This is a genomic window from Ohtaekwangia kribbensis (assembly GCF_042676245.1).
In the GTDB taxonomy this organism is placed as follows: Bacteria; Bacteroidota; Bacteroidia; order Cytophagales; family Cyclobacteriaceae; genus Ohtaekwangia; species Ohtaekwangia kribbensis.
The window spans coordinates 39,211-59,874 of the sequence record NZ_JBHTKA010000001.1 but is presented as its reverse complement, the minus strand read 5'-3'; the positions used below and the strand labels follow the sequence as shown (position 1 = coordinate 59,874).

The window sequence follows — 20,664 nt, the reverse complement described above, 5'->3', positions numbered from 1 at the left end:
GTGTATTTGCCAGGTGTCATGTATAATGATGATAATGATACCTGGTTAGTATAGTTAGTGTATTGTTTCTTTTGTTCGTGTCCCGTTAACGAGTCGCCAGATACCCAGTGGATTTTCATCTCTGAGTTCAGGTGGCAGCAGAGCCTGCGGCATATTCTGAAGACATACCGCGCGTGTAAAGCGAAATATAGCGGCCGTGCCCACCGATGTACTTCTTCCATCTGTAGTAGCCGGAAAAGGCCCGCCATGCACCATTGCGCTGCAAACCTCTACACCTGTAGGGAATCCGTTGATTACAATCCTTCCGACTTTTTGAGACAATATATCCAGCAGATCCTGATGTGCGACCAGGTCTTCTTCTGTACCCTGTACCGTAGCGGTTAAATGACCGGAAAGATTTCTCGCTGCAGAAAGCATTTCATCTTTACTCTTCATCTCAATGAGTGTGCTTGTAGGACCAAAGATTTCCTCTGCGAGTTGCGGATGACGTTCGAGAACGTCAGCAGTTGTTTTGAACAGTACAGGATGTGCACTGTTATTCATTTCGACTTCTTTACCAAGTGCCAGTACGTCCATCTCAGCTTTATGCCGGGATATACCTTGTGTGTATGACTTGAAGATAGTATCGGTGAGCATGGCACCACCCAAAGTATTTTCAAATTCTGTTTTGACAGATGCTATAAAGTTGTCGGATACACCGTCACGCTGATACATCATCATGCCGGGGTTTGTACAGAACTGTCCAATACCAAGTGTAACGGAGGCCGCAAAACCTTTTGCTATAGCTTCGTAGTTCTTCTTCATTGCTTGTGGTAATACAAATACAGGATTGGTACTTCCCATCTCTGCATATACCGGTATAGGTTGATCCCGTTTTACTGCGGCATCGAAGAGTGCTTTACCGGCAGTAAAGGAACCTGTTAATCCGACAGCTTTGATCAGCTTGTGCTTCACCAGTTGCATCCCCACTATACTTCCTTCACCATGCAAGAGCGAAAAGACACCGTCCGGCATTTTTGTTTTCCTGGCAGCTTCACGAATGGCCCGGGCCACCAGCTCGGCCGTTGCGGGGTGTGCAGAATGTGCTTTGAAAATTACCGGGCAGCCGGCAGCGAGAGCAGACGCAGTGTCTCCACCGGCAACTGAAAATGCAAGCGGAAAATTACTTGCACCAAAAACAACAACCGGTCCTAAGCCGACATGCATATAGCGGATGTCGGGTTTAGGCAACGGTGTACGGAGAGGATCTGCAAGTTCTATTCGTGCATCCAGCCACGAGCCTTCACGAAGCAGAGATGCAAACATCAGCAACTGATTGATGGTGCGACTTCGCTCACCTTCAATTCTGCCTTTCGGCAAGGCGGTTTCCTGGCAACAAATGTCAATCAGTTGATCGCCTAATGTCTCAATCTCTTTCGCGATCGTCTCGAGAAAGACAGCTTTTTCAACTCCTGATTTTTTGCGATATACCTGGAACGCATCGCCTGCTTTTTCGCAAGCAAGTTCTACTTCGGCTTGTGTTGCTTTATGAAATATATAGTTGAGTTGTTCCCCGGTAGCAGCGTGTGTTGAGCGAAACGTTTCGGTTCCTCCTGCATGCTCATCAAACCCGATGAATTGTTTTCCTTCTATTTGTACCATGGTATATTTTAAGCTACCGTGTTTTCAAGTGTACCAATGTGATCGATCATTATTTTGATGACATCTCCTGCGCGCAACGTGAAGTTATCGGGAGGAACAACACCCGTGCCCGTCATGAGTAATGCACCATGCGGAAAGCTCAGCTCCTGAAAGAGATAACTCGCGAGTTCAGTATGTTTTCGTTTCATGCGGTTGATCGATATCTCACCGGAGAAAACAACTTCACCGGCTCGATGAATAGATATACGAATCATCGTGTTCGGATCAATCGGATGCTCGGGTATATATAGGCAAGGCCCGATCGCAGCCGCTCCATCGTAGCACTTCGCCTGGGGCAGATATAGTGGATTCTCACCTTCAATATCTCGTGATGACATATCATTGCCAATGGTATAGCCTTCAATAGTTCCGGATGAACAAATGAACAATACAAGCTCGGGCTCCGGTACATTCCATTTGGAGTCTTTGCGGATTCTTACCTTTCCACCGGTGCCCACGGCTCGGTAAGGTGCTGATTTGAAGAACAATTCCGGACGCGGTGCTTCATAAACACGTGCATAAAAATCTCCACCGCCAGCGTTTTTTGATTCTTCCATTCGCGCTTCGTAAGGGGGCCAAAACAGGGGGTGCATTTTTTTTAAACTGACGGATTTCCGCGAAAAGCCCGAATCCGCTCGGATTTAGCGGATTTCAGGCCGGTGAACACCGAATTGGTTGGGCTTCAAATCATGCATATTCTTTAAAACAGCTTTAACTTTTTAGGTGTGGTTAAGGGCCGTTCTAACGGTTTACTTTAACCGCTTGTTAATATCTGTCATCAGTTCCCGGAGTTCGGCCATTTCATCTTCCAGGCGAGACATACGGTTTATAGCTGTATTTGTGAGGTTCGGCATCTTTGCAGTGAAATACCACTCTACGAACCAAATGTGCTGTATCTCATGGGGATGCAGGTTAAAGTTCGGGTGCGCCATCTTATCCAGGCTATCGCTCATACAGACAATAAAGCCTCCGTCTTCGGTATCCTTAAAGCGGTTTTTTAGCCGTTTTACGTAGGTTTTACCCTCGTTATCGACTATCACATACACGTATTCGTTTCGAATGTGTAACCAATCGGAGCGCTCCAATAACCTGATAACCAGATAGCCGCCATCCTGGAGCGTGGGAGCCATGCTGTGCCCTTTTACCTGGATACACAGGTGAAACCCGGATTTTATCATTTTTTGAGGCAAACGGAGCACTTTTGTTTCGTCTATATGCTCCGCAGCGTTAATATATCCGTCTCCAGCAGCAGCGGAAATATCTACAATCGGCACTATTGACAGGCCGGACGTGTCCACTACAGTAGGTTCCTGTATATCAACCTTCAAAGTACCCTTTTCGGAACTGTACACCTTTTTTGTGTACTTATCTCCAGCGCTATTTTTTGTTGGGTGTACAGTTGGGTGTACAGTTGGGTGTACATCATGGGTAACCTTTTTTGTGTACGATTCAGGGGCTTCTATATCGGTTGGGTTACCCTTTGGGTTACCCTTTAGGTTACCCGTTCCTTCATTTTCAGCGGGGGTAACCTTTTTATCGTTTTCCTTCCCGTCAATCAGCCACGAATAACTTTTGTTATAAATTCTAACAATAGCCGCAATAGCTTCTAAAGATGGCAATTGTTTGCCTACCTCTATTTGTGCGTAATTATCTCTTTTTAAGCCAATTGAGGCCGCAAAATCGGCCTGTGTTTTACCAGACTCCTGCCTGATATGCTTAATACGTTCCTGTATCGTCATAAAATGGATTGTGAAATATTTTCACAATTCGTTTTGCAAATGTGAGGATTTCTCACATACATTTGTTCAATAATCGGAACAAATTATGAGTATTTCGGATGAACTCAAAAAATTAATCAGAACAGGCGACTACACGCTTATTTCTGATTTGTACAAAGAGCTGCACGAACAAAAAGAGGACTTTAAAACCGTTAGCAGCCGATATGTACAGATGGTGATTGACGGAGAGCGGACTGCCAACGAAGGCACCGCAGCCGAAGAGATCATCAGGATTGCTACGAAGGTTCTGACGCACAGACGCGAGTTTATTGATGAACTGTTAACCGCTGACGGCAATGCGTAGAATCACCTTAACCTCCTTTACCCTTTCTCTTTTATTGTTGGCGGGCTGTACTGGTTGTGGCTCTTTCGACTTCGACCAGACATTAGAATATACCATTGACGCAAGGTTACAGAAACATGTAGATGCTTTCTTCCTGGAAGCAGAACAGCGCGGTATATATATACCTAAAGAGAATTTAACAGTCTGTATTGTTGATGACCTGGGCGCTTCAGGTAGAGGTTTCAAGAACGGGCAACAATCTATAGTAAAAATAAGTCGCGATGCCTACGAGTGGTATATAAGTCAAGGCGAAGAGGAAGTAATAGAATTCCTCATGTTCCACGAACTCGGACACGCTGTTCTAAATCGCGAGCACTGCGATCCTAAATACTCAATCATGGCTCAAGGATTATCGATGCACACCTATGAAGGTGATTCGGTAAAACGTGCCGCCTTAGTTGACGAACTATTTTTTAACTACTGATTCCTGACCTGATGCCATTACTAGAAGGTAATAAGATTTGGCTTTTTGTTCCTGAGCTTGACAATAGCACTGTCGGTGTAAGCTTAGGATATATAAAGAAAAAGGTTTCTGAAAGTCGCAAATTATCTCGCCCTACATGGAAGAGTAAAAAGCATGATTTAGATAAGAGAATAATTCTAATTGACTATGATTCTCTTCCAGAAACTACAAAGGTAAAGCTACCGTCACGTGCAGATCTCATTAAACTGAGTCAAGCAGATACAACCGAAGTACAATTAAACAAGCTTCAGGATGCGTGTGATCAGCTCGCAGATCTTCATTCGAAATATACCTTTATATCTGACTATCACTTCTTCCTGAAGCGTACAGAGTCGCAGGTAAAAGCTGAAGATCTAAAGCAGGCCGCTGGATGGTTGAGATTACTCAACGCCTATAAAACACCGAAGGAAACACGCACTATAAATTTCAATAGTAAAGCAGAGTTCCGCACTGCGGTATTAAATAAACTGATTGAGAATTTCCGTGCAGCGAAAGCACACCTATACGGATTCAAAATAACAAACCTTGCTGTACTTCAGCGCAAAGAACTTGAGTGGGCGAAGGCATATAAAGAAGCGTTAGAACTATATTTTAACGAGCCTAAAATAGAGGCTGAAAGGCAGGCTAACGAAGCAGCTCTCGGTACTCTTATACATGAAAACTTCGGCAATAATCACAGACGTGTATTAGGCCGACTGAATGATAATGAAGCGGAGCGTATTCTACTTCCTTCAGGCCGCATTGACTTCAGCGAATGGAATGCCCGCACACTGGTATATCTGTTCATGAATCCAGGTAAGGCGAACAAATTCGATTTCGAAAATATATACCGCAGGTATCAATTCGAATGCAAGAAAGCAGGCCGTAAACCTGAAGTAGAAATATCCGCTATAAAAGATTTTCTCACCTCGAACGAAGTAAACCTCTATACAAAACGTGAGCGTCACGGTTGGGCAGAGTTCGACAAAATGGCTCCGCATGTATATGGTAAGGAGTACGAATATAGTTTCAGCAAAGGAGGTTATGACGGCTTCCAGGTTGACTTCAATTCGAAGATAGAAGGCAAACAATTAATGCTCACTGTAGTTGCTGTGTTCGACTATATGAGCGAGGCGATAACCGGCTTTGATGTTGGTTTTGTTGAAGACGGATTAATGGTAAGGAACATGTATAGAAATCATCTGAACATGTTCGAAGGCAGAAGCTATATCGAGATCGAGAGCGACAGATTTAGCGGAAACTTAGCAGAAGATACTACACAGATCTTTTCAAAGACCTGTCAGAAAATTTCGCGGCCCATCCCGAACGACCCTCAAGGAAAGGCGTCTAACCCCAAATCTCGCTTTGTGGAGCGCCTCCTTCAGGAGTTGAACAGGCTTGCACAAAACTTTCCAGGCTGGAAAGGGACGAACATTACCAGTATAGATAAAAACAGGAAACCGAATCCAGATTATCGCAATGGTAATTATGTAGAAGGCTATGCAGAGAGTGTAAAGCAGATCATCGAGCTGATCAATATATATAATCATGACAAGTACGGTCGCACGAAATCGCGTTGGGAGAAGTGTATAGAGAATATAAATCCTAAGGCTCCGGCTATACCGCGCGAATCTATATCAATGCTGCTCAATCAGAGCACAATGATCGCTGTACGCAATGCCCGTATATCGTTCGAGGTAAATCGCAGAGAATACCACTACGCATTCCCTGAGTACGATCAGTATGTACACATGATGGAGAAAGGCTATCGCGTGAAAGTATACTTTGACGAAACCGATATGAACACTATAGATGTGTTCGGAGAGAACGATCAGTATATAGCTACACTCGGAAAAACTAAACGTGTTGCTCGTGCTAAAGCAGAGCAGACACCCGAAGATCTGAAGCAACTCGGTAAGATGACCAACGACAGAAAGCAATTTGTTGAGCGTGTTCAATCCGTTAGCCGCAAAATGCTGGAGTTTGAAGCTTCACAACTCGGTATAGACATCAGCAACATGAGTTTGCAGGATGCACAGGAAGTAATTGCCGGAATGAAAGAAATATCTCCGGAGGAATTATTCGAAGATGCACTCGCTACCTCTTACGCTGCTCAATCAACAGACTATTACCAGGACAGACTCATACGCTCGAAAGATATAGCGGTGCCCGCGAGTAAGAAGGAGAAGAAAGGATTAGATGATGAACGCAGAGCGCTGGTTAGAGAGCAGGCAAAACGTAACGGACTTATTTAACAAAACCCAATAAAATACCTACCATGATTGACAAGAACACCAAACACCAAATCGTAGAAGCGGCTCGCATCTACATGACCGAGAACCAACTTTCACAAGATGCTTTCACTGAACTTGTGAAGCGCACAAACGGAGGCAATGGTTTCTCTGTGGCATATCTCAATGATATGCTAAAGGGTAAACTTACCACCGGACAGAAGCAGACACCCATCGATGACAAGTATTTCTACCGTATAGCGAAGGCTATAAACTATGCCATACGTAAGAGCTATCGCAAACACCACAATACCGATAATTACTTCGCGTGTATGAACACTTTCAAAGAGGCACGCGAAACAAAATTGCCTCACGCAATTGACGGCCCTACCGGTGAAGGTAAATCTTACACGGCAGCGGAATATATGCGCGAAAATCCACGCAACTGCTATTACGTGCGATGTGATGGAGACCTTACGGCAAAGAGTTTCTTTATGGAGCTTGCACACTCTATAGGTATAAAGGTTTCAGGTGCTATATATGATGTGCGTAAAAACGTTATTCAAAAGCTGAAGAATGAAACCGATGCATTGCTGATCATTGACGAAGCCGAGAACCTGAAAGACCGCGCGTGGGAATCTTTGAAGCGTGTAATGGATGATCTGAAAGGATATACCGGTATAGTATTCATTGGTGCGAATGACTTTGAAAAGCAAATGGAAAAGAAGGCCGACAGAATGAAAGGCTGCTTTCCTCAAGTACTCCGGAGAATTCGGGAAGGTGGTTTCACGCCACTATGGAATCTATCTATAGATGATGCTAAGGATATATGTCAACAGTATGGCATCACAAGTAAAACTCACGTTCGGGCTATGTTCGACAAGTGTCGCAATACAGCTCAACTCACTGCTATGATTGAGCGCGTATTGCGCGAAGCAGACGCTAGCACAGGTAAACGCAACGTGCTTGATCTTATAGAGCTGCACTGTCATGTAACGCTGAAGAAGGCAGCATAAAAGTAAAAGGGACGAGCACGTAAGGGAGTGAGTTTTGAAGTTTAATCATTGACCCGGAAACGTCCCTCAATTTCTACCCTACCATAAACTAATATATATACCATGACCTACGAAGAACTAAAAAAACTGGAGCACAACATCGCAGCAGTACAGGCGAAGCTCGGTGTATTACGTGCTGACTCTAAGCGTCAACAGAACGCTATAGATGGTAAAGAGATTAACGAAGACGTTGATCGCCTGGAGAAAGAAGTAGACGAGCTACAACGCAAGTATATGAGCGGAAAGGAGGCAGTCAATGGATAATGTAAACCTGCCAACAGTTGAAGAGCAAATAAAGTATATCGTGGATTATCGCGATCATTTGCTCGAAGAATGTATAGCGGCTGAAGAGCTGGACGAGACCGATATGGTGCAGTCTTACGCGAAAGAAATCACTATGGTAAGCGCAATTCTAAAGTCACTCAACAAATTTCAGGAGGTGAGCAATGGCTAGTCCTATATCAAAACAGATTGCTACGATTGACGAGCAGATCAGTTTAATAGCTGGAGCAAGAAAGATTCTTGAAGAAACTCCAGGAGCGCAAGTATGCTATAGTGGTTCAGCAGCCTATATCTTCAGAGAGATACAGGAGAACCTACTAACCCTGAAGTTATGGAGAGAATCTTCTGATGTTTTCAAACATGCTGAAGAAGTAATAACCCTTGCGGATGAACTTGAAAAAGGTAAGGCTGATTTGAATAATCATTCGGAACGGAAAAAGGATGCTGCTTTTGCGTTGATCGACTTTATAGCGGAAAAGGAGGTTGATAATGGATAAGGAAAAAGTAATCCTATATCTGTTGGATGTCATAGAGGTTATGACAGAAACAGGCGAAGTTACTCTCGATAGACCTAAGGACAAGAAGATGCTAAATGAGATAGCAAAGTTACTTGTCGGTGCAGATCTTATCGAAGAGCCTGTAGCTTCTCCGACTGATTTACCCAACTGCATTAAGTTTATCCGACACCGGAGAAATACGATTGCTCAACTGTTGGAAAGCTCCACAGACCCGTGGTTCAGAGAGTATAAGAAAGATCAGATGCGTGTATATGGTGCTGTAGAGGAAAACCTTGTTGCCTTCGCCACTGTATGCCAGGGCGTGACTGATGAACTTCTCCGACTGGATTCGAACAAACCTCAAACGCCATTTCCGGAGGAAGAGAATGCACCTTTTATGGGCGCGAGTTACTAGCATTTTTTAAACACTAACTATATATCTACCATGAAAGAACAAGTAAAAACGCCTATCAAGTACGATGTACAGGCACAGAAGAAGTTTATCGATGTACACATCAGAACGATTCAAACCACGCGCAATAGAAGCGCTATACTTTGGGGTGAAGACCTTGAAATGCTTAATAGCATAAGTGAGAGCCTGAAAAGTATACAAAGTGTAGAGATCAAAGACGGTAAGCTTCATCTAACAATAAATGTTAATCGACTTTCACCTGATTCTGAAGCGATACACGCAGCCGTTAGAGAAGCGATGTTGAATGTAATCAATTCAGCGACAAAGGAGGTGGAGAATGTTTAAGGTAATTACGGTTAAACAACCCTGGGCACAACTTATAGTGATGGGGTTAAAGGAGTGGGAAACCAGATCGAAAGGCACTCCGCATAGAGGCGAGTTATATATACAATCTAGCAAAGCCTTCGATGAAGAAGACTGGGAGCTATGTGTAACGAATCCATTCTTTAAGGAAGCTATACCAGATCCAAACAGATTAGTGTGTGGTGAAATCATCGGGAAAGTGGATGTGACAGCCGTACAAAAGACTGAAGTAATTCGGCAATTGCTACGCATGAACGATACCTATAAAGGTAAACGTGAGCTTGCCTTTGGCGATTTCCGGGATGGAAGATTCGGCTATCAATGTAGTAATGCTGTAGAGTTTTCCAACCACATAAAAGTCCGTGGACAGCTTGGTATATGGAATAGTGCTTTACCTCTGGACAAAATTCTAGTACCTAAAGTAAAGGAGGTTGTATATGTATAACATAGGCCCAACCGAAAGGATTATACCGCTATCGGTATATAAGTCATGCAGTGATTGTGTGTATCACAAGTCGCAACTATGGAGAAGTGGTCGCGATCCAGAGTATACACACAACTGCATGCACCCGGATTCTATGAAGCAGTATAGAGGACATTTAGGAAATCTTAATGGGAGTGCTGTAACTCCAGATTGGTGTCCAGTGCTTCTTCAAGCAAAGAAACAATAACCTACATTTTTTTAACGCTACCCTAAAATGGAAAACAACATAGCAACATCAGAGCTTCCGGTAGAAGTAGAAACCGCGAAGCCAAAGAAGACGAAGAAGGCCGCAAGTAAAGGCGGTGCAAAGAAGGTAAGGAACTACGGAGTAAATGACATACTCAACTGGAATTTTAAAGATATAGCTCTGCCACAGGATTGGGCTGATCATTTAGGAGATATATCTGATGGATTTCGAATGATAGTTCACGGTAAAAGTGGACATGGTAAGACAGAGTATATAGCAAAGCTATGTAAGATGTTTGCTATGAACTACGGCAAAGTAAACCTCAATCAAGTAGAGCAAGGTAAAAGTAAAACCTTCAAGACTGCTGCACAACGGAACAACTATGCCGAAATGATGCAGGACACTAAGACACGAGGAAAGTTCACAATGGCCGATCCTTCACAGAGAATTTTTGATGTATGGTTCGATAGACTATGCACACGAAACAGCGGTAGAGTAATTGTATTGGACTCGTTGGACTATATGAAACTTACCGTTGAGCAATTCAAGAAAATGCACGAGAAGTTTAAGCTTAAAGGAATTGTGGTTGTGTGTTGGGATGATCCGTGGGACCCGAATGCAAAGCGCATAAAGTATATGTGTGATATAAAGGTGAAGGTTCACAACTTCCGCGCGAAGATTATATCTCGCTATGGAGGTAACAAGACCTTTGTTATATGGGATAACCCGCACGATGTTAACTACGACTCGAAGCAGCAGGAGAAGATTGACGATAAGTATAAGAGCGAGTACGTGGAAGAGGAAGAAGAAACTATAATAAATGAGTTTCTCAAATCGACTGTAGAGCCGGGCCACAACTTCGCTGATGCTATAATCAACAAGGAAGCTGATAAAGTAAAGCAGTAGGACAAATGAACGCAAACACCATCGACAAAAACGTTCAGTGCATGTTCAATATAACGGAGGAAGAACTATTCTTCCTCCGTTTGGACAACGGTATAGCTTATTTGAATAAGCGTTTCGAATATCAACCTGACATAGTTGAAGCATTGAAGAATCATTCAAAGTTCTGGAAGTGGTGGAATGATCTATGGACAGAACGTGATAAGAATATGCTTGAGAATTGCGAAAGGCGTATGGACGGTATAGTGTTGACTGTAAAGGAGAGGCAACCTATAGGTATATGCGTGATTGATCAGAAATGGATTGATCTAAAAGATTCGTTCGAATTCTATTCGAAGTATCACAAGCCGGAACGTATAAAGTTCTACCCGAATCACGTACTGATTGACGAGTGCGTGAACTCACTCACACCTGAAACTACTTTTTAACCATTAAACACTTATAAACCATGCAAACAAAAACCAAAACACTCACCCCTGAAAAAGCAGCTAAAGAACTCGCAGAAAAGAAGGAATTCGAGAAAGATCTGAAACTCGCTGAACAACTTATGACGGCTTACGCTGAATTCAGCAAAGAGAAAGAAGCTATAGAAGCTGAGAAAGCCGAAAAGATTAAGCCGATCACGGAAGAGTACAACGAGAAGCTTTCGCCTATAATGGTCAGTATGAAAGAGTCAGAAACCAAACTACAGGAGATTGGCAAAAAGCACAAGAAGAAGTTTGTTAAAAACAAACTTGAACTAACGGACGGATATATACTTCTGTCGCTGAAAACCATCGCAGTTACTGGAAAGAATTTCGTACTGGATAAGTTCGTTAAGAATTTCCCGCAGTTCGTTGATGTTAAGTTCAACATTAAAGAACTAAGCAAAGCCTTCACGGACGGAGACGAACGTAAGAAGGTTGCAAGTATGGATATAGACCTGAAGAAAGAAGAGTCTTTCCAGATCAAAATATAGGACTAAACTATAAAGCCTAGACCTATGCAACATATACCAGCTATACTCACTTCAGTAGTTATAGGAATAGTAGTTGTCGTTGTTACTGTTGGCGCAATTGCTGAAGTGAAGAAAAAAGGAAAAGGGCCGCGCCTTCCGGATCTGGATTCAAACGATGATCATTTGTTTATATGAAGAATTATAACACCATTGTTATACATATAGCGATACGCGCTATAGTATACACAGCGCTTGCTACCTTCTTACTTACACACATTTAAGGGGACAGGTGGAAAATGACCAGCTCCCTGTCTGGAGCTGTGAAGGCATGCGATACTACAGAGAAAGTATATATCGATTCATTCTAGTTGCTATATATGGACCGTGCCCCGCTCGTTAACTATTACGGTCTCTCTGGTGTATAAACCGGGCCGCCTGTAGCAATTGACATTACTCGGAATCGCATGTTAGGACTGACAGCCTGGAAAGACAGGCTTTTCTTTAGTATCACTTTTTAAATCACAAACTATATGGACAAAACAAATGCTCCCTTCTCTGTTGCTGTTGGACAAATCGTTCAATACAACCCCGGTAGTATCGAAAGCGAAAGCCACGATTTACCATTGAACAGTAACGTTAAAAGCCAAATCGAAAACCGCGAACCTGTTGCCGCAATGGTGGTAAGAGTTTGGTCAGCTACAACGGTAAACCTTTTAATATTCCCTGACTGTGGCCCTGCTGTGATGCGTACATCTGTACCGGCCAATACTACCGGAGACAGGAGTCCGAGAACATTCACAGTATAGCCCGTTTCGGAAACTAAATGCTATCACTCGGAAACTTTATGCACCTGGAGAAATCCAGGTGCTTTAAATTCAGTAAAAAGCAAAACCCATGAAGAGATTTAAAAAGGAAGAGGTAGGAGAAGTATTTCAGCAACTATACGACAGCGAAATAAATATATACTTGGATAGTTTTTACGATGAAGGATACGACATAAAGTTCCCAAGTATCAATGTCGTAAATAACAAAAAGATAACTGATGCGATTAAGGAGGACAAAGTAATGTCGTTCCCTACATTCGTTATCCCCAACGATATTGATAGTCGCAAAATTGAAGATGTGGTGTCGGTGCTTGCTATGGGTGCAACAATTTCGTATCCGAAGAGCAGGTTTACAAAGTGGTATAAATCTTTAAAGTAAAAAGTTTTATGCCGGTAACACCTATACAGCGTTTCCATGTTCTACTTGCTTTGTTGTGCTGGAAGGCTGATGAATATCACATACTCGGAAAGTATAATGTAACGAGTATAAAACATGTGTCTCCACAACTTCAGCAAAGTATAGTAAACTATCTTCAGGAAGAATGGAATACCAGGAGCAAGCGACCGCGCGGAGCTGTTATACACTATCTCTGCATTATGCCGGGTTATGATTTCAAGACTATATCCGGAGAACCGAACTACGATAAAATAGACGAGTTTGTGAAGAGTATAGGAAGTAACAATCCGAAGAAGAAGCCACTTAACAAACTCAACCTATTAGAGCTTAACAAAGTGGTGACACAGATAAAGGCTATGTATAAAAAGCAACTCAATACAAAGAAGTAAATGGAATCATCAGTTAAGGATAAACTTTCAAAGGTATATGCACTTGTTAACAATGGTGCAACTGAAGGTGAACGAGAGGCCGCAAAGAAAGCTTTAGATCGTTTACTCGAAAAGTATAGCCTGGATGAATCAGTTTTGTCGGGCCTGGAAGTTAGTGAGTATATATTCACTTACACGACTGCTTTAGAGTTGCAGCTACTTACCCGAATCATGGTAATCATGGTCCCCGGTTCAGTTGAATCCTCTTCACGCAGAATGTGGAACAAAAGTATAGTCTCTGATTTAAAGTATATAGATTGGATTACTATAGATTCAGCATACGAGTATTTCCGAAGACACATGAAGGCTGAATGGAAACGTGTTGTTTCCCCTGAACTATCCAAGTGTCGAAAATCAAAAACCAGGAATAGAAGAAGGAAGGAATTACGCAAATACTTCTTTAGCCAGTATGCAATCGCAAGTAAACTATATCGTGAAGACGAATTGAAACCCGTTGACGAAAAGATGTCAGATAAAGAGGCTGCTGATCGGCTACGAATGATCAGCGTCAAAGGAGGTCAGTATAACAAACAGCTAATAGGTTCACTTTTACTAACACAATAAACAAAACTTTACAATGGGAAGAATAAGCTACGAACAAAAAGTAGAACTACTGAACCGGTACAAGTTTCGGCCAATGGCTGTGAACGATCCGGATATACTTGTGGCGATACTTGCTGATGTGGTTAAAGCTAATTCTAACGGCACTCGAAAGGCACGTGTTGAGGGGCCGGAGCAGCAGCAAGACAACAGTATTTATAACCCCGCTATGGGCCTTTACAGGGACTTTATGAAGACTCAGAATAGTTACCTGGATATGAAAGATCCGCGCAAAGCAAAGAAAACAAGCGATGCTATGCGCAAGATTATCGAGTTTATGCAGCGATGGCAACGCGATGCGGGAAAGCCGCATGATGCTGAAGCTGTGTTGAACGGTATACGATTCATGTTCACGCATTGGGATCGCCTCAATGATTACCATAAGAAACGGATTCAACTCCCCGACATCTACAACAATATCGCTGAAATTTTACCAATGATCGCCAATGGAAAAGATGCAAAAACTGCCGCAAAAGATTCGCTCAACAACCTTAAGTCTAGCATTAAAAACAAGCAATACAGCACTAGCGCTACAGAAGCTTAGCGGGCTAACTATCCCTAAGATCCTGGATGCACGCGAAGCGTGGTATAATGTGAGTACAGATTTAGCCAGTAAGCAATCATGGCTGAAGGAACTTGAGGAAGGTCCGGATGGAATGACAAAGAAAGACGCTAAAGCACACATCAAAATCGTGAAGGAAGAAATAGAACAACTCGAAGTGAAACTCTCTAAAACGGTATATCTGCCAATGATAGCAGAGCTTCGGAGACAAAACGAAGAAGAGCTAATAGATACCCTTCAGTTGTTGATTATTGAAGTAGCTGAATTCTATCACACCTCGGAGCGAATGACAAAGAACCAGGTTTTCGAAACAGCTTACCTGATTCTAAACCAGTTCGCGGGACTCACGATTGAAGATGTTGCACTTGCGCTACATAAAGCTAAAGGCGGTGAGTATGGTATAGTATATAACCGCATCGATGGAGCTGTTATCCTGGACTGGTTGCATAAGTATAAAGACAGAATGCAATCTATAGGTATGGAGCGCGAACATCGTAAGCATGTGCAAGGCAAGGGCAATACATACCGAGAAGTGCGAGACCCGCTAACCGGCACAGTACTGAAGCAAGTTGAGCAGGAGATTGATTTAAAGAATACTAAACCTGTTAAGAAGCTAAAAGATATATAGGGTATGGAGTTTAATATAAAAATTCAAGATAAATTAAGTAAGGCTATCGAGAAAATGCGTGCTGCTACTGAACAATTGCAGGAAAAGGAATTTAAAAGAATACTTGTTATTGGTGATATAAATGGTGAACCTCCATATATACTTACTCCCATTATTGATAGTATTAAAAAGTCGCTGGACAGGTCACCACCACAACGAAAGAACCCTTTTGTATATAGTAACTCCGAGTCGTGGAGAAAACGAAGAAAATAAAATACACATCACCTTAACCATTTTACACCTTTATGAGTAAATCATCATCATCCGGAATTAAAATAGGCTTTTACACTGCACTGGCTATACTGTTTATTGCTTTAAAACTCACTCACGTTATAGACTGGTCGTGGGTGTGGGTACTTGCTCCTATATGGATAAGCGCAGGTTTGGCTATAGTTGCAATTGTTGTAGTGGTTATCCTGGCTATAAATAAGGCAAAGAAGGAAGAACATGAGCAACCTGCACAGACATTCGGGAAGCCTTCTAAGTTTCAAGTAAAGTTGAGGGAAGCAATGGAACGTGAAGGGCAAGCTATGCCAGTATATACATGCGTTCGGTGCGGGCACAGGAATATGCGAGACACTGGTCCGTGTACTAATTGTATGTTCCCGTCTTCAGGATCTCGCGGACGTTGGAACCCTGAAGAAGAGAAGAAAAGAAAGTATAGCAATGATGATCACACGACTGATCCGTCAAGGATTTTCGATAGTATACTTCCCGTTAGCAATGATGACAGCTATATAGGGCATCATCATAGTTCTAACGATCATCATTCACATCATCACCATGATTCAGGAAGTGGCGGTCACTTTGGTGGTGGTGGAAGTTCTGATAGCTGGAGTAGTTCGGATTCAAGCTCTTCGGATTCTGGTTCCTCATTTAGCAGCAACGATTAAAACAAAGGGTTATATGAGTAGAGTATCATCTAAACTTGTAGAAGGAACAAGTGAACTAATTGGAGAAATCCTGTTTAATAAGTTAATGGCGTGCTTTGAAAATGCGCCTCAACGACTTATGATATGCCCGGAAGACGATTTAAGGATATATATACCAGAACCTTTAATTGAGCATCTGATTACATATTGTCGAAGGATGCTATATTTAAGAGATCCAGGAGGGACAAAAATTACTCCGGAGAGATTTACTTTTCGAGGTATAAGAGTACTACCGGGATACGAATCAAAGGTAGTTTTAGTCCACAAGGATTATGTATATCAGAAAAGCTTAATAGTATCAGTTGATATAGAATAAAAAAAAGGATCGGGTTCTCCGATCCTTTTTTTGTTTAGCTCTTCATCGCTCGTTCAATTGTTGTCTTCTCCAGGTTGAACTCTTTACAAAGTGTGTCGATCACATCATCAATTCTTTTCCGCTCTACATTATAAAGATAATTGAACCGATCGCGAATGCGTTCGTTACGTTGGCACGTGTTACGCTTGCGCGTAGCTACTTGTTTGTCGAATCGTGTTTGAATAGGGTTCACAGGCAGGTCAAAAAATGTCAACTGCGGTTGTGTAGTGGTGTGCTCTGCGGTTGCTATCATGCTGTAAAGCTCTTGAAAAAAATAGAAACTTTCAAGATTACAACGGAAGCCCTATATATTTGGTTTAATCTCCGAACGAATCATCCCACGAATCATCCCATGTTGTTACGCCTGTGTTGTTGTCCAAATGTATAAGTAAGTCCGCATCGACCTGGAGATCTGGAGTAACCTTCGTGTACTGTTTCAGGGCAGCATGATCCCATACAACGCACCGAAAAGTTTGTGTGCTTTTAACCATTGTTTTACGTGTCGCGTGTGGATTCAGGATACCGACTCTGTTCATGGAATTGAATACAGTTTGGTCCTGATCAGTGCCCGCAAGTGCAGCAAAAGTGTCGAGTTGACTAAGCTTAGCGTTAAAGTTTTGCAGTGTTTTATACACCTTGTCGAACATCGCACTGTGTTCTATTCCTGATTTCAGGATCAGTTTACTGCCTTTGTCGCGTGTATTCTCAGTAAGCAAATGCACCGTAATGTCAACTATTGCCGATTGAATCTCTTTGCCGTGGCTGCGAAGCTCGGAAGACAAGTTAAATTCAAAGTAGACCAACGGAGCGGTATATATAGAAGCATTCTTGTCGGACGTGCTGTCCTGCTGGAGATACCAATCTACCTCTTTGATTTCCGGTATCCTGGTTTTAATCTCTGCTTCGAGAATTTGATATGGGTATGTAAACATGGTTACTTCTTTTTAGGAGTTCGTTCGATGTGTCCACCGGTCCAGCCTTCGAGCTTCACGTATTCATGAAAGCCACAATCGCAGACGACTGAATTATATACCGATCCGTCTTCACGTATTCCATGCGGTGCAATGTCACTCAATAGAAAGCATCCACACATAGGACACTCAATAGTCGGTTTCTTTTCTCCCTCCAGGATTAACCAAAACTCTTTAGGTATAATTGTCATCAATCAAAAATTTTATCCATCTCATTATCTAACCACTTCTCGACCTTTGCATCGAGTTCGTCATTTGCTTCTCCAGGCTTCGGCATGAATTGACGTTGTGGCATATTAAAACCTCTACCTCTTCCGGCTCGCAACCCTTCATTGTGTACCGGTGCATATACTACATCGGTGGAAGCTTTTATGGTTGTTTTTGTGTGTGACACTTCTATCGATCTTCGGAGCTTACCGCTTCCTTTACCGATCAGTAACTTTCTGCCGGGATCTTCTTCTTTGCGATCATCCCATTTACTTGTCCCCTTATCTTTATACTTCTCATTATCGAAACTTTCAATAATGACTTTCTCCAGTTCGACCTCTACCTTTTCAGGCAGACGTCTGCCGACAAGGTCTTCGAACTTGCGGAAACTCTCCTTCATTTCATTGGAGAACTCCTTGCCGTTTTCTATATTCTGTAGTGGCATAAAACCTTATTAAAAAAACGTTCGTATATTTGTATCGGTTAGGGAGAAATCCCTGGCCCCATTGGGGGACGCGAGCATGCTCGGCCCCCTTTTTTATTTTCCTATCTTACCATAGAAGGTCTGGTTAATGATCTCTTCATAGGTCAAGTCGTAAGCAACGTCTTTATACACCACGATCACCCTTTTAATAGCGGTCGTTCTGCGGACACGATTATATATAGCTTGCTCCACCCGCTCCGGATTCATGCTGCTGTTTATGTTGAGCACGATCACTTCAGCTTGCCTTTTAGCCCTGCGGAGCGCACTATCTATAGCGTTGATCGTTGACGTCTCGTTGGTCTTTATCTCGGTTGTAATGCCGCTTAGAATTATATCCGGATTCTTTAACCCGTGCTGTGTAAGTACCTCGCGGATGATTACACTATCGCCACGTCTGGCAAGGGCTTTCGATGCTGCTATATTTTGTGCGAGATCATTCGCACCGGTCTTTATGTGCCGGAAGATGAAACCACCGGTTAAGTTGTCAACGAATGAAAGCTTATAGTTTTTGTCTTCTGACAGAAGACTATATAGCTGCACGTTTGCTTCGTACCTGTCGAGATCTACCGGAGGTTTGAACCCGAATAGTTTCTCCGCTGCTTCTTTGAATGCTCCATCAACGGTAAAGTATGGCGAGTCGTTAAACACAAGTCCGGTTATACCTACATTGTTCTGAAACATTTTCGGCACAGGATCTATATACTTTGCCGGAATGAGTTCACCTTCCGTTCCATCCCAACGAGTAGTACAACGACAGTTCCATCCGTTCGGTGGATAGTGGTTAAGCCAAAACGGATGATCTACCGGATAGCGTGCTCCGTTCATGTTAGCATGATCGTAACGCACACGTTGATCCATCACAGCTACATATCGGATATAGCCTCCCTTGCGTACATAGGTCTGCCATTTACGCGCCATCTGTCCGGAAGCGTATGCAGTGTTATACTCTGTTCGAAGCCAGTTCTTATTATAGTTTGGATCGACTTTGTCTTTAACTGCTTTCTTGAATGCACCGAAGCTTCGTATCTCTCCGTTATCATCAAACAACTCGCGAGCCATATCGAGCGCGAAGTGATGTTGCTTGAATACAGATGTAACAAAAGTATTGTATCGCATTTGTATGAGCAGTCGCTGCTCCTGCGATCCGTACTTTATATTATCACCGCTTGTATTCCATCCCTTCTTTATAGCCTTCCATAATTCGTCTGCTGTAGCGCGGACGAGATCTGCATCGGGTTGACCTGGAGTTGTCTTTCCATCATATATATTTCTGATGGCTTTGTCTACATACTTATCCAGGTCAACCTTTATCGGTTTGTCTTCTGCAACGGGATGGCTGTGTGTTTTACATAAACCATACAGGTGGTTTATCTCCGCGCGAATGTCCTGTGCATGTACTTGTAGAGTGCCGCCCGTTGCTGGGCGTCCGATTTTTTTGCGGGGTTCTGACCTCCGGCACCCTGCTGTTGATCTTCTTTATTTTCTTCTTCCGGATTGGTCTCTTTATAGGTGAGGTAACGGAATTCATAACCTTGCAATGGATAACCGTTTTCAATCAGGAAAGGTATCAACACATCGTTGACGTGATAGGTTACTTTACGCTTACGCCATTCGGTATAGTCGTCCAGTATATCGGCATGAACTTCAGAAGATCCTACAAAAGCTTTTTCGTCACTCGTTCCGGTTTGCCATGTTGTAGCCTTGCTCATTTCATCATTACAGAACAACGCTTTCTCTCTATATATCTGATACGAGTCTTTGAAGCTTGCTTCTTTGATCTCGATCTCATCACTTGAATCACCAATAAACCAAAGGTTACTACCAAAGTTCGCGGCCATCTCTTCCGTTTTCTTCAGCTCGGTCTCGTTGGTTGTATCAGTCTTAATTTGAATGAATGGCATGCCGAATTTTTCCGAGTGACGGGACCAGTCACTGCGGGAGTAATTTTTCCAGATATACTCTTTTGCAATTACTTTGAGCTTACCAAGATTTCGAGGCTTACCTATTTCAATAAGCCGGGCAGCTTTCGCGATGGCAGGATCACGGAAAGGTATGCCCTTTTCATCGCTCACCTCAATTACTATATATCCATCTTCCGGGCGAACGTGTTCACGGTCGATCAGATCTATAGTTGAAAACTCAAACTTTACGCCCTCAATATTTGAGGCAACCATATCAAGAAACTGAATAAGTGAGTGCCCGTAAAAAACTCCCTCTTCGTGGTATGTAACGTACTCTTCGAACCAGTTTCTTTTTAGCAATCTGGTTTTAATTGGATCAGCTTTCGCATCTGCATCGGAGCCGATAGGAAATAGTCCGAACGGTGCCCCGACTACTTTGTTGATAGCCTTTTCGTACTCACCCATGAAGTGCCCGTCACCTTCAACGCAACGTCTGTATATTTCATACAGGAGATCCCTTCGCGGGCGGATTGGATCTTCGGCATACTCTATAGCAAGCTTCAGTTCGTCCTGCTTCATTTCGGCTATATAGTTTCTCCGCTTTACCAGAGCTGCCGAAATACGCTTTGTTTTCTTGAGCTGATCAACTGCTCGTTGCTCGGATGTAAGTGCCTTTGGCAAGAACTTGTCCGGTATAGATTTTAGAATCTGTAATCTGCCTATTCGCATGATTTTGAAAGTC

The 20,664-nt window shown here is 42.9% G+C and carries 30 protein-coding genes and 1 pseudogene; 22 read left to right on the top strand and 9 right to left on the bottom strand.

Going from position 1 to position 20,664, the window contains the following annotated elements; translation table 11 throughout:
* Positions 1-54: 54 nt before the first annotated feature.
* The 3 genes and pseudogenes from ACFQ21_RS00330 to ACFQ21_RS00320 all read right to left on the bottom strand — a co-directional run bounded on the left by ACFQ21_RS00330 (position 55) and on the right by ACFQ21_RS00320 (position 3,419).
* Positions 55-1,641, bottom strand: a complete 1,587-nt coding sequence (locus ACFQ21_RS00330) for an aldehyde dehydrogenase (NADP(+)) (RefSeq protein ID WP_377573195.1) — start codon at positions 1,639-1,641, stop codon at positions 55-57.
* A gap of 8 nt (positions 1,642-1,649) precedes the next feature.
* Positions 1,650-2,246, bottom strand: a pseudogene (locus ACFQ21_RS00325) (fumarylacetoacetate hydrolase family protein); the annotation flags it as partial.
* 183 nt (positions 2,247-2,429) lie between these two features.
* Positions 2,430-3,419, bottom strand: coding sequence for an XRE family transcriptional regulator (locus ACFQ21_RS00320; RefSeq protein WP_377573192.1), 990 nt, complete (start codon positions 3,417-3,419; stop codon positions 2,430-2,432).
* Between the two features lie 85 nt (positions 3,420-3,504).
* Between ACFQ21_RS00320 and ACFQ21_RS00315 the strand changes: the two genes are divergently transcribed.
* The 22 genes from ACFQ21_RS00315 to ACFQ21_RS00210 all read left to right on the top strand — a co-directional run bounded on the left by ACFQ21_RS00315 (position 3,505) and on the right by ACFQ21_RS00210 (position 15,965).
* The gene (locus ACFQ21_RS00315; RefSeq protein WP_377573189.1) at positions 3,505-3,762 is read left to right on the top strand and encodes a hypothetical protein; all 258 of its coding nucleotides are present in this window, start codon (positions 3,505-3,507) and stop codon (positions 3,760-3,762) included.
* Positions 3,755-4,225, top strand: a complete 471-nt coding sequence (locus tag ACFQ21_RS00310; RefSeq protein WP_377573186.1) for a hypothetical protein — start codon at positions 3,755-3,757, stop codon at positions 4,223-4,225. Before ACFQ21_RS00315 ends, ACFQ21_RS00310 begins: the two co-directional genes overlap by 8 nt.
* 11 nt (positions 4,226-4,236) lie before the next feature.
* Positions 4,237-6,498, top strand: coding sequence for a hypothetical protein (locus tag ACFQ21_RS00305; RefSeq protein WP_377573183.1), 2,262 nt, complete (start codon positions 4,237-4,239; stop codon positions 6,496-6,498).
* A 23-nt stretch (positions 6,499-6,521) separates the two neighbouring features.
* Positions 6,522-7,490 carry an AAA family ATPase gene (locus ACFQ21_RS00300; RefSeq protein WP_377573180.1) on the top strand — a complete coding sequence of 323 codons (969 nt, stop codon included), beginning with the start codon at positions 6,522-6,524 and terminating at the stop codon, positions 7,488-7,490.
* 102 nt (positions 7,491-7,592) lie between these two features.
* Positions 7,593-7,793, top strand: coding sequence for a hypothetical protein (locus ACFQ21_RS00295; protein WP_377573177.1), 201 nt, complete (start codon positions 7,593-7,595; stop codon positions 7,791-7,793).
* The gene (locus ACFQ21_RS00290) at positions 7,786-7,983 is read left to right on the top strand and encodes a hypothetical protein (protein ID WP_377573174.1); all 198 of its coding nucleotides are present in this window, start codon (positions 7,786-7,788) and stop codon (positions 7,981-7,983) included. Before ACFQ21_RS00295 ends, ACFQ21_RS00290 begins: the two co-directional genes overlap by 8 nt.
* On the top strand, positions 7,976-8,308 hold the full coding sequence (locus tag ACFQ21_RS00285; RefSeq protein ID WP_377573171.1) for a hypothetical protein: 333 nt from the start codon (positions 7,976-7,978) through the stop codon (positions 8,306-8,308). The genes ACFQ21_RS00290 and ACFQ21_RS00285 overlap by 8 nt, the downstream gene beginning before the upstream one ends.
* Positions 8,301-8,723, top strand: a complete 423-nt coding sequence (locus tag ACFQ21_RS00280; protein ID WP_377573168.1) for a hypothetical protein — start codon at positions 8,301-8,303, stop codon at positions 8,721-8,723. The genes ACFQ21_RS00285 and ACFQ21_RS00280 overlap by 8 nt, the downstream gene beginning before the upstream one ends.
* Positions 8,724-8,753: 30 nt before the next feature.
* A complete protein-coding gene (locus ACFQ21_RS00275) occupies positions 8,754-9,065 on the top strand; it encodes a hypothetical protein (RefSeq protein ID WP_377573165.1) in 312 nt (103 codons plus the stop codon).
* On the top strand, positions 9,058-9,528 hold the full coding sequence (locus ACFQ21_RS00270) for an ASCH domain-containing protein (protein ID WP_377573163.1): 471 nt from the start codon (positions 9,058-9,060) through the stop codon (positions 9,526-9,528). Before ACFQ21_RS00275 ends, ACFQ21_RS00270 begins: the two co-directional genes overlap by 8 nt.
* A gap of 253 nt (positions 9,529-9,781) precedes the next feature.
* A complete protein-coding gene (locus tag ACFQ21_RS00265; protein WP_377573160.1) occupies positions 9,782-10,660 on the top strand; it encodes a hypothetical protein in 879 nt (292 codons plus the stop codon).
* 5 nt (positions 10,661-10,665) lie between these two features.
* Positions 10,666-11,085 (top strand): hypothetical protein, encoded by a 420-nt coding sequence (locus ACFQ21_RS00260; RefSeq protein ID WP_377573158.1) that lies wholly within the window; start codon positions 10,666-10,668, stop codon positions 11,083-11,085.
* A 20-nt stretch (positions 11,086-11,105) separates the two neighbouring features.
* Positions 11,106-11,615, top strand: a complete 510-nt coding sequence (locus ACFQ21_RS00255) for a host-nuclease inhibitor Gam family protein (protein ID WP_377573155.1) — start codon at positions 11,106-11,108, stop codon at positions 11,613-11,615.
* Between the two features lie 24 nt (positions 11,616-11,639).
* On the top strand, positions 11,640-11,789 hold the full coding sequence (locus tag ACFQ21_RS00250) for a hypothetical protein (RefSeq protein WP_377573151.1): 150 nt from the start codon (positions 11,640-11,642) through the stop codon (positions 11,787-11,789).
* Positions 11,790-12,124: 335 nt separating this feature from the next.
* Entirely contained in the window at positions 12,125-12,400 is a 276-nt protein-coding gene (locus ACFQ21_RS00245) for a hypothetical protein (protein WP_377573148.1), read from the top strand.
* Between the two features lie 88 nt (positions 12,401-12,488).
* Positions 12,489-12,797: a hypothetical protein gene (locus tag ACFQ21_RS00240; RefSeq protein ID WP_377573146.1), complete on the top strand. Its 309-nt coding sequence runs from the start codon at positions 12,489-12,491 to the stop codon at positions 12,795-12,797.
* 8 nt (positions 12,798-12,805) lie between these two features.
* Positions 12,806-13,204 (top strand): hypothetical protein, encoded by a 399-nt coding sequence (locus ACFQ21_RS00235; protein ID WP_377573143.1) that lies wholly within the window; start codon positions 12,806-12,808, stop codon positions 13,202-13,204.
* Positions 13,205-13,807 carry a DUF2786 domain-containing protein gene (locus ACFQ21_RS00230; RefSeq protein ID WP_377573140.1) on the top strand — a complete coding sequence of 201 codons (603 nt, stop codon included), beginning with the start codon at positions 13,205-13,207 and terminating at the stop codon, positions 13,805-13,807. It begins immediately after the preceding gene.
* 13 nt (positions 13,808-13,820) lie between these two features.
* Positions 13,821-14,387 (top strand): hypothetical protein, encoded by a 567-nt coding sequence (locus ACFQ21_RS00225; RefSeq protein ID WP_377573138.1) that lies wholly within the window; start codon positions 13,821-13,823, stop codon positions 14,385-14,387.
* Positions 14,290-15,033 (top strand): hypothetical protein, encoded by a 744-nt coding sequence (locus ACFQ21_RS00220; protein ID WP_377573135.1) that lies wholly within the window; start codon positions 14,290-14,292, stop codon positions 15,031-15,033. The genes ACFQ21_RS00225 and ACFQ21_RS00220 overlap by 98 nt, the downstream gene beginning before the upstream one ends.
* A 3-nt stretch (positions 15,034-15,036) precedes the next feature.
* Positions 15,037-15,285 carry a hypothetical protein gene (locus ACFQ21_RS00215; protein ID WP_377573132.1) on the top strand — a complete coding sequence of 83 codons (249 nt, stop codon included), beginning with the start codon at positions 15,037-15,039 and terminating at the stop codon, positions 15,283-15,285.
* A 32-nt stretch (positions 15,286-15,317) separates the two neighbouring features.
* On the top strand, positions 15,318-15,965 hold the full coding sequence (locus ACFQ21_RS00210) for a hypothetical protein (protein WP_377573129.1): 648 nt from the start codon (positions 15,318-15,320) through the stop codon (positions 15,963-15,965).
* 389 nt (positions 15,966-16,354) lie between these two features.
* Here ACFQ21_RS00210 and ACFQ21_RS00205 read toward each other — a convergent pair whose 3' ends face one another.
* The 6 genes from ACFQ21_RS00205 to ACFQ21_RS00180 form a co-directional block, all read right to left on the bottom strand.
* Positions 16,355-16,612: a hypothetical protein gene (locus ACFQ21_RS00205; protein ID WP_377573126.1), complete on the bottom strand. Its 258-nt coding sequence runs from the start codon at positions 16,610-16,612 to the stop codon at positions 16,355-16,357.
* Between the two features lie 64 nt (positions 16,613-16,676).
* Entirely contained in the window at positions 16,677-17,291 is a 615-nt protein-coding gene (locus ACFQ21_RS00200; RefSeq protein WP_377573122.1) for a hypothetical protein, read from the bottom strand.
* Positions 17,292-17,293: 2 nt separating this feature from the next.
* Positions 17,294-17,521 carry a hypothetical protein gene (locus tag ACFQ21_RS00195; RefSeq protein WP_377573118.1) on the bottom strand — a complete coding sequence of 76 codons (228 nt, stop codon included), beginning with the start codon at positions 17,519-17,521 and terminating at the stop codon, positions 17,294-17,296.
* Positions 17,521-17,982, bottom strand: coding sequence for a phage virion morphogenesis protein (locus ACFQ21_RS00190; RefSeq protein ID WP_377573115.1), 462 nt, complete (start codon positions 17,980-17,982; stop codon positions 17,521-17,523). Before ACFQ21_RS00190 ends, ACFQ21_RS00195 begins: the two co-directional genes overlap by 1 nt.
* Before the next feature lie 93 nt (positions 17,983-18,075).
* Positions 18,076-19,137 (bottom strand): phage minor head protein, encoded by a 1,062-nt coding sequence (locus ACFQ21_RS00185; RefSeq protein WP_377573112.1) that lies wholly within the window; start codon positions 19,135-19,137, stop codon positions 18,076-18,078.
* A 251-nt stretch (positions 19,138-19,388) separates the two neighbouring features.
* On the bottom strand, positions 19,389-20,651 hold the full coding sequence (locus ACFQ21_RS00180) for a phage portal protein family protein (RefSeq protein WP_377573110.1): 1,263 nt from the start codon (positions 20,649-20,651) through the stop codon (positions 19,389-19,391).
* Positions 20,652-20,664 lie beyond the last annotated feature (13 nt).

What these genes read in the sequence shown, in the direction of transcription:
- ACFQ21_RS00225 (WP_377573138.1), top strand. Translation starts at nt 13,821, where the DNA reads ATGGGAAGAATAAGCTACGAACAAAAAGTAGAACTACTGAACCGGTAC.
- ACFQ21_RS00305 (WP_377573183.1), top strand. Translation starts at nt 4,237, where the DNA reads ATGCCATTACTAGAAGGTAATAAGATTTGGCTTTTTGTTCCTGAGCTT.
- ACFQ21_RS00330 (WP_377573195.1), bottom strand. Translation starts at nt 1,641, where the DNA reads ATGGTACAAATAGAAGGAAAACAATTCATCGGGTTTGATGAGCATGCA.
- ACFQ21_RS00280 (WP_377573168.1), top strand. Translation starts at nt 8,301, where the DNA reads ATGGATAAGGAAAAAGTAATCCTATATCTGTTGGATGTCATAGAGGTT.
- ACFQ21_RS00295 (WP_377573177.1), top strand. Translation starts at nt 7,593, where the DNA reads ATGACCTACGAAGAACTAAAAAAACTGGAGCACAACATCGCAGCAGTA.
- ACFQ21_RS00235 (WP_377573143.1), top strand. Translation starts at nt 12,806, where the DNA reads ATGCCGGTAACACCTATACAGCGTTTCCATGTTCTACTTGCTTTGTTG.
- ACFQ21_RS00215 (WP_377573132.1), top strand. Translation starts at nt 15,037, where the DNA reads ATGGAGTTTAATATAAAAATTCAAGATAAATTAAGTAAGGCTATCGAG.
- ACFQ21_RS00260 (WP_377573158.1), top strand. Translation starts at nt 10,666, where the DNA reads ATGAACGCAAACACCATCGACAAAAACGTTCAGTGCATGTTCAATATA.
- ACFQ21_RS00265 (WP_377573160.1), top strand. Translation starts at nt 9,782, where the DNA reads ATGGAAAACAACATAGCAACATCAGAGCTTCCGGTAGAAGTAGAAACC.
- ACFQ21_RS00285 (WP_377573171.1), top strand. Translation starts at nt 7,976, where the DNA reads ATGGCTAGTCCTATATCAAAACAGATTGCTACGATTGACGAGCAGATC.
- ACFQ21_RS00240 (WP_377573146.1), top strand. Translation starts at nt 12,489, where the DNA reads ATGAAGAGATTTAAAAAGGAAGAGGTAGGAGAAGTATTTCAGCAACTA.
- ACFQ21_RS00300 (WP_377573180.1), top strand. Translation starts at nt 6,522, where the DNA reads ATGATTGACAAGAACACCAAACACCAAATCGTAGAAGCGGCTCGCATC.
- ACFQ21_RS00210 (WP_377573129.1), top strand. Translation starts at nt 15,318, where the DNA reads ATGAGTAAATCATCATCATCCGGAATTAAAATAGGCTTTTACACTGCA.
- ACFQ21_RS00220 (WP_377573135.1), top strand. Translation starts at nt 14,290, where the DNA reads ATGGAAAAGATGCAAAAACTGCCGCAAAAGATTCGCTCAACAACCTTA.
- ACFQ21_RS00190 (WP_377573115.1), bottom strand. Translation starts at nt 17,982, where the DNA reads ATGCCACTACAGAATATAGAAAACGGCAAGGAGTTCTCCAATGAAATG.
- ACFQ21_RS00200 (WP_377573122.1), bottom strand. Translation starts at nt 17,291, where the DNA reads ATGTTTACATACCCATATCAAATTCTCGAAGCAGAGATTAAAACCAGG.
- ACFQ21_RS00275 (WP_377573165.1), top strand. Translation starts at nt 8,754, where the DNA reads ATGAAAGAACAAGTAAAAACGCCTATCAAGTACGATGTACAGGCACAG.
- ACFQ21_RS00310 (WP_377573186.1), top strand. Translation starts at nt 3,755, where the DNA reads ATGCGTAGAATCACCTTAACCTCCTTTACCCTTTCTCTTTTATTGTTG.
- ACFQ21_RS00320 (WP_377573192.1), bottom strand. Translation starts at nt 3,419, where the DNA reads ATGACGATACAGGAACGTATTAAGCATATCAGGCAGGAGTCTGGTAAA.
- ACFQ21_RS00195 (WP_377573118.1), bottom strand. Translation starts at nt 17,521, where the DNA reads ATGACAATTATACCTAAAGAGTTTTGGTTAATCCTGGAGGGAGAAAAG.
- ACFQ21_RS00290 (WP_377573174.1), top strand. Translation starts at nt 7,786, where the DNA reads ATGGATAATGTAAACCTGCCAACAGTTGAAGAGCAAATAAAGTATATC.
- ACFQ21_RS00315 (WP_377573189.1), top strand. Translation starts at nt 3,505, where the DNA reads ATGAGTATTTCGGATGAACTCAAAAAATTAATCAGAACAGGCGACTAC.
- ACFQ21_RS00250 (WP_377573151.1), top strand. Translation starts at nt 11,640, where the DNA reads ATGCAACATATACCAGCTATACTCACTTCAGTAGTTATAGGAATAGTA.
- ACFQ21_RS00255 (WP_377573155.1), top strand. Translation starts at nt 11,106, where the DNA reads ATGCAAACAAAAACCAAAACACTCACCCCTGAAAAAGCAGCTAAAGAA.
- ACFQ21_RS00185 (WP_377573112.1), bottom strand. Translation starts at nt 19,137, where the DNA reads ATGCGATACAATACTTTTGTTACATCTGTATTCAAGCAACATCACTTC.
- ACFQ21_RS00205 (WP_377573126.1), bottom strand. Translation starts at nt 16,612, where the DNA reads ATGATAGCAACCGCAGAGCACACCACTACACAACCGCAGTTGACATTT.
- ACFQ21_RS00230 (WP_377573140.1), top strand. Translation starts at nt 13,205, where the DNA reads ATGGAATCATCAGTTAAGGATAAACTTTCAAAGGTATATGCACTTGTT.
- ACFQ21_RS00245 (WP_377573148.1), top strand. Translation starts at nt 12,125, where the DNA reads ATGGACAAAACAAATGCTCCCTTCTCTGTTGCTGTTGGACAAATCGTT.
- ACFQ21_RS00180 (WP_377573110.1), bottom strand. Translation starts at nt 20,651, where the DNA reads ATGCGAATAGGCAGATTACAGATTCTAAAATCTATACCGGACAAGTTC.
- ACFQ21_RS00270 (WP_377573163.1), top strand. Translation starts at nt 9,058, where the DNA reads ATGTTTAAGGTAATTACGGTTAAACAACCCTGGGCACAACTTATAGTG.